General features: G+C 41.1%; 6 protein-coding genes and 1 riboswitch. All 6 genes read right to left on the bottom strand.

Annotated elements, in window-relative coordinates; translation table 11 throughout:
* Nucleotides 1-138: AIR carboxylase family protein (locus tag GQY27_RS20880; protein WP_201450773.1), on the bottom strand; the 138-nt coding region annotated here is incomplete at its 3' end.
* A 158-nt stretch (nucleotides 139-296) separates the two neighbouring features.
* Nucleotides 297-398: riboswitch (purine riboswitch) on the bottom strand.
* Between the two features lie 265 nt (nucleotides 399-663).
* On the bottom strand, nucleotides 664-1,098 hold the full coding sequence (locus GQY27_RS20875) for a universal stress protein (protein ID WP_160037189.1): 435 nt from the start codon (nucleotides 1,096-1,098) through the stop codon (nucleotides 664-666).
* A gap of 65 nt (nucleotides 1,099-1,163) precedes the next feature.
* Complete coding sequence (locus GQY27_RS20870; RefSeq protein ID WP_442950924.1) at nucleotides 1,164-1,451, bottom strand: DUF1294 domain-containing protein; 288 nt, start codon at nucleotides 1,449-1,451, stop codon at nucleotides 1,164-1,166.
* 238 nt (nucleotides 1,452-1,689) lie between these two features.
* Nucleotides 1,690-1,827 (bottom strand): hypothetical protein, encoded by a 138-nt coding sequence (locus GQY27_RS21570; protein WP_201450772.1) that lies wholly within the window; start codon nucleotides 1,825-1,827, stop codon nucleotides 1,690-1,692.
* A 92-nt stretch (nucleotides 1,828-1,919) separates the two neighbouring features.
* Nucleotides 1,920-4,061: a DNA topoisomerase III gene (locus GQY27_RS20865; protein ID WP_160037187.1), complete on the bottom strand. Its 2,142-nt coding sequence runs from the start codon at nucleotides 4,059-4,061 to the stop codon at nucleotides 1,920-1,922.
* Between the two features lie 178 nt (nucleotides 4,062-4,239).
* Nucleotides 4,240-5,238, bottom strand: coding sequence for a ketoacyl-ACP synthase III (locus GQY27_RS20860; protein ID WP_160037190.1), 999 nt, complete (start codon nucleotides 5,236-5,238; stop codon nucleotides 4,240-4,242).
* Nucleotides 5,239-5,581: the final 343 nt, after the last annotated feature.

Here is a 5,581-nt window from a genome sequence, read left to right as displayed (position 1 = left end):
CATAAGATCTGGTGTACGATGAGCAGATACTACTTTTTTCTCATAAGAAAGACCAAGTTCCTCGAGTACTTCACATGCATGAGACATGGTTTCCCAATCTGATTTGCTTCCCATAATAACACCGACTTGCACTGACATCCAATCCTCTCCCTTGATCCAAACTCTATTTAAAAATAAAAACCGAAATCCTTGAGATGATTATCAATTCACGGATTCCGGACAGTTTACAGAAGATACCTGTATTCCCCTTTATAACATAGGAAAACATCAGTCATTAACTGCAGTTTCCTATACTGTAAAAGTACAGATATCCTCGTAGTCCGGAAATTTTCGGTCTCCAGGTAGATACTTCCGGGCCATATCCCCGGCTTTATACGAGTCATTTATATGGTTTTAATAATATTCACATTTTTATTTACACAAACGTAAACGTAAACGTATACGTATACGTTTACGTACTTTACCTTTCATAGTTTACCAATCCAATAGACCACATGTCAACTTAAAGACGAACAATATATAGGTCAATAAATATAATGTTCGGAATTTTTATAATTAAATAAAATAAAAAAACCAGTAACTACCACGTCGAATGATAGATGCTGGTTTTATGCATTTATTTGTATAGAATGTACTTTTTCTAAATAAGTTGTATACGTTGGCTTATTTTACAATAAGAACCGGAATACTTACTTCCTGTGCAACGCGGTGGCTGACACTTCCGAGCATAAACTCACGAATTCCGCTGAGTCCACGACTGCCGATGACAATCAGTTCAATATTATTTTGCTTAATATATTCAATAATCACATCTACTGGGGAGCCTTGAATGAGTTCAACTCGAGCATTCGATCCGATAGCAGCCAACCGTTGTTTGGCCTCTTCTACCGTTTGTTCAGCAAGTTCATACACCTCATTGTTGACGGAAGGCGGGATCGGAGCAAGTCCCTCACCAATAAACACTCTTGGAAAATCATATACATGTACAACATCTAGAACTGAATTCTCTGACATTCCCGCTAACTCTACTGCCTTTTCCAGTGCTTTATTTGATACCGGTGAGCCATCATAAGCTAATAATATTTTCGAAAATGACATGAGGACCTCCACCTTTCTGTATGTAGTTTTTAACCAATTTTCATCAAAATTAATCATTACACATCTTAGCTAAGAAAGTATCCATACAGTACGGCATTTATAAACAAAAGAATAGGAATGCCAATGGTAAAGCTGGAATGTTTCGTTTTATGGCGTTTGCGGTACATCGCAATAAGAATACCGAGTGACCCACCAATTGCGGCAAGCAGGAACAATGTCTTTTCCGGCACCCTGTCTCTTCTTTTCTGGGCCCTTCTCTTATCTTCAGACATCACCAGGTAGGCTACCAAATTAATAAAAACAAACCATACCATAATTCCCTCTCTCACCCGATCACCTCTTTCAGTGAACATTCTAAGTTACCTTGTTCTTTTCTATTATACCGCTAGCTGGAACATATAGGCAATGAATGTACTCACTGCAAAGAGGGGGCAAAGTGGTTATCATTTCACATCTTATTGTAACGAAACCTTGTTATTTTTATGCATAAATCCATGATAAGAAAAACAGCGCTTTAGATCAAAAGCGCTGCTGTTTAACTTCAAGTTTCATATAAGCATTTATAAAAAGAAAGCTAACAGGATTTGCCGCTTACGACTCCTGTTTTGGAATTTCGTTCAAACTCGGCGGATATTCTGCTGCCTTTTTCGGACGAAGCGTCTTGCTTTCTTCAAGTATACTTGACTTATTTTGCTGATTTTTCGTTTTTAGCGGCTTATGATGTGGCATTCGTGGATCACCCCCTAAGTATAGGGTGCCATCCTCTAGTTCCATTATGCGAAGGAAAATTTACATGTTGCCAAAGGAAAGGGAAGCTTATTCTATTTCCCTTCTTTTTTCTGCTCCATCGCAGCTTTAAGAAGTTCACCGAGGTTAGAACCGATGGACTCTTTTTTCTCAAATTGCTTCACCAATTTTTGCTGTTCACGCTTATTCACATGCTTCTTATCTTTATCAAGTGTTTCAGTGATTCCACAAGGAAGGCACTGAACATACAGTCCTGCTTTTCCTTCTTTAAGTTCCATTTTTTTATGACACTGAGGACAGCGGCGATTCGAAAGCCTTTTTTCTGCAGAACGTTTATAACCACAGTCATTTGCAGGGCACACGAGGAATTTTCCACGTTTCGATTTCTTCTCTAATAACCGTGTTCCGCAGTCTGGGCAGTGGCTGTTGGAAACGTTATGCGGCTTGTATTCCACTGTACTATTTTTCACGCTGCGGACAAGCTCACCCGCCATGGTGCGAATTCCATTTAAAAAGGGTTCCGGCTGCCCTTGTCCTTTTGCGATTCGCTCAAGTTCTGCTTCCCATTTCGCAGTTAATTCCGGTGTACGAAGCTGAGGAGCCGCTAGTTCGATCAGCTGTTTACCTTTGCCTGTAGGATGCAGTGAATTCCCTTGACGTTCAATCGTATCGGAACTAACCAGCTTCTCAATAATATCGGCACGAGTAGCAGGAGTACCAAGACCATGTTTCTCCATTTGACCGAGTAAGGCAGCTTCATTATAACGTTTTGGCGGAAGTGTTCTGCCTGGTTTCACAATGCAGCGCTGAATTTTAAAAGTTTCACCTTCACGAAGTTCTGGAAGCTGCTGTCCGCCTGATTTCCCTTCATGGGATTCTTCTTCTATATCTGTGTCATCCTCATATCCCTCTGCCCCGTAAACTTCACGCCAGCCGTGATCTTTTACCGTAGTTCCTTTTACCGTGAGTATTTCTTTTTCCACTTCTAACTTCACTTGTACTGCATCATACCGTGCAGGCCCATAGAACAAACTTATAAATCTTCTTACAATGAGATCATATAGTTTTCGCTCATCCGTAGAAAGGGCATTTAAAATGACCGTTTGCTCTGTTGGAATAATTGCATGGTGATCGCTCACTTTACTATCGTCCACAATCCGTTTTGTGATAGGAAGTGACTTACGTAATAATGGGCGTGCTAGTGCACTGTAAGGTCCAACCGCCACACTTTCCAGTCGTTCTTTAAGCGTACCTGTCATATCACTCGTTAAGTATCTGCTGTCTGTCCGAGGATAAGTAACCAATTTGTGCTGTTCATACAAACGTTGAAGCAGGTTAGAGGTTTGTTTTGCCGAGAATCCGTATTTTTTATTCGCATCTCGCTGCAGTTCTGTAAGATCATAAGCAAGAGGATGAGGTTCCACCTTTTCGCTTTTCTTCACTTGAACGACTTTCGCAGAGGCTCCATCTAGTTTACTTTTCAGCTCTTCTGTCCGTGTTTTGTCAAAAATACGTGAATCCCCTTGAGCAGCACGCCACATTGCCTGAAAATCTCCGAAGTCTGCCGCAATGGTGTCGTACTCTTCGGAGCGGAAATTCATAATTTCTTTTTCACGGTCCATAATCATACCAAGTGTCGGCGTTTGAACCCGCCCAGCAGATAGCTGAGCCCCATACTTCACGGTAAGAGCTCTTGTTACATTAAGACCTACCATCCAGTCTGCTTCTGCGCGGCAGCGAGCGGATTCATACAAACGATCAAACTGATGTCCAGGCTTTAGGTCAGCAAAACCTTGTTTGATTGCTTTATCCGTCTGTGAAGAGATCCATAGACGTTTAAAAGGTTTCTTACAATGTGCCATCTGAATGATCCAGCGAGCAAGCAGTTCTCCTTCTCTTGCGGCATCTGTAGCAATAATCAGTTCTTTAATGTCCGATCTTTTCATGAGCTGTGCTACCGCTTTATACTGATGATTCGTCTCCCGAAGCACCTTAAGCTTGGTTTGTTTCGGCAGAATCGGCAAATCTTCTAAATTCCATGTTGCATACTTACGATCATAATCCTCAGGCTCCGCAAGACCGACCAGATGGCCAAGGGCCCATGTCACCACATACTGTGGTCCTTCAAAATAACTTTTATGTTTTTCACGGCTTCCCATGACGCGTGCAATTTCACGTGCTACCGAGGGTTTTTCTGCTAATACGAGTACTTTCATAACTCTCCCCTTTCTGCAATACTTCTATTATAACATTCACGTAAAGCACAGAGAAAATGCTAAGGTATCTACGGTTCCCTTGTCCTCTTTTCACTTCATTTTATATTCACATATATCAAAAACAAAAAAAGACCTCCTAGCCTATTTCAGCCAGATGAGATCCTTCTGTACAACTTCACTATTTCTCTATGTCAGGAGCTCCCCAACGTATAATGCTTCCCGCGTACGTTAGTCCTCCTCCAAAACCAAACAAAAGCATCGTATCATTATATTTCACTCGTCCCTCATCAAGAGCAATCTGTATCGCAAGAGGTATCGAAGCGGCCGAGGTATTGCCTCGCAATTCTACGCTAGTTAAAGTACGCTCCATAGGTACTGGGCCCTTTTCACAAATAGATTCAATCATACGAAGATTCGCACTATGAGGTACAAACCACTGAATATCAGATGGAGTGAGACCCGATTTACGTATCAGCTCTTTTGTTTTTTCAGGTACATTACGTACGGCCCATTTATAAACTTCACGGCCATTTTGCACGAGATAGCCATCTTTCTGGAGCTCTTGTCCCTCCATTTGTTCACCTAAAGCCGTTTTATATAAGTGTATTCCTCCACTACCCTGAGTTCCAGACATAGATCCCAAGAAGCCAGGCTTATCTTCACTTCTCTCAACAAGAACTGCGCCTGCTCCATCTCCAAATAAAATGCAGGTGGATCGATCCGTATAATCAGTAATCTTAGAGAGAGTTTCAGCGCCGACTACGAGAACTTTATGATACATTCCACTCGTAATCAGGCTGTCTGCCAGTTGTAATCCATATACAAAACCTGCACAAGCAGAGCTTACATCCATTGTTCCTGTCTGAGGTATATTAAAATAATGCTGTATCCTTGCAGCAGCACTAGGGAAGGTATATTCTGCTGTACTCGTAGCTACAAGAATCATATCTACATCACTAACATCAATATGATATCGCTTTACCATATCTTCAATTGCTTTACAGCTTATATCTGATACGTATTCATGTTCCCCAGCAATGCGTCTCTCCCGCATCCCGGTACGCTGAACAATCCACTCATCATTCGTATCTACAATCTTCTCTAGATCTGTATTGGTCAGCACCTTCTCTGGAACATAGGTACCTATTGCAGTAATTTGCGCTTTAGAATATACGATACGATCACCTTCCCATATTTTATAAATGTATTATATCACTAGATACTAGTACCTGGTACTAATTTTTATTATTAAAGAAGAAACGTTATTTATGCTCCCCTGGAAAGAGACAAGAGGACAGAGTAAAAGTAACTGCTAAACAAACAAATAGATCCCCCGTCTAAGCCAATCTTATCAAGTATAAATTGGACGATAAGGAAATACAAGTCAAATAAGACATACCTTTTTAGAATAATGGATAATATAAAATCAAAAAAAGACACCACCATTAGGTAGTGTCTTTATCTATTGCTTGGCGACGTCCTACTCTCCCAGGACCCTGCGGTCCAAGTACCATCGGCGC

Origin of the sequence: Paenibacillus sp. An7 (assembly GCF_009870785.1) — a bacterium.
Classification (GTDB): Bacteria; Bacillota; Bacilli; order Paenibacillales; family Paenibacillaceae; genus Paenibacillus.
The sequence above is the reverse complement of the archived record's forward strand: the minus strand, read 5'-3'. Positions and strand labels throughout refer to the sequence as shown.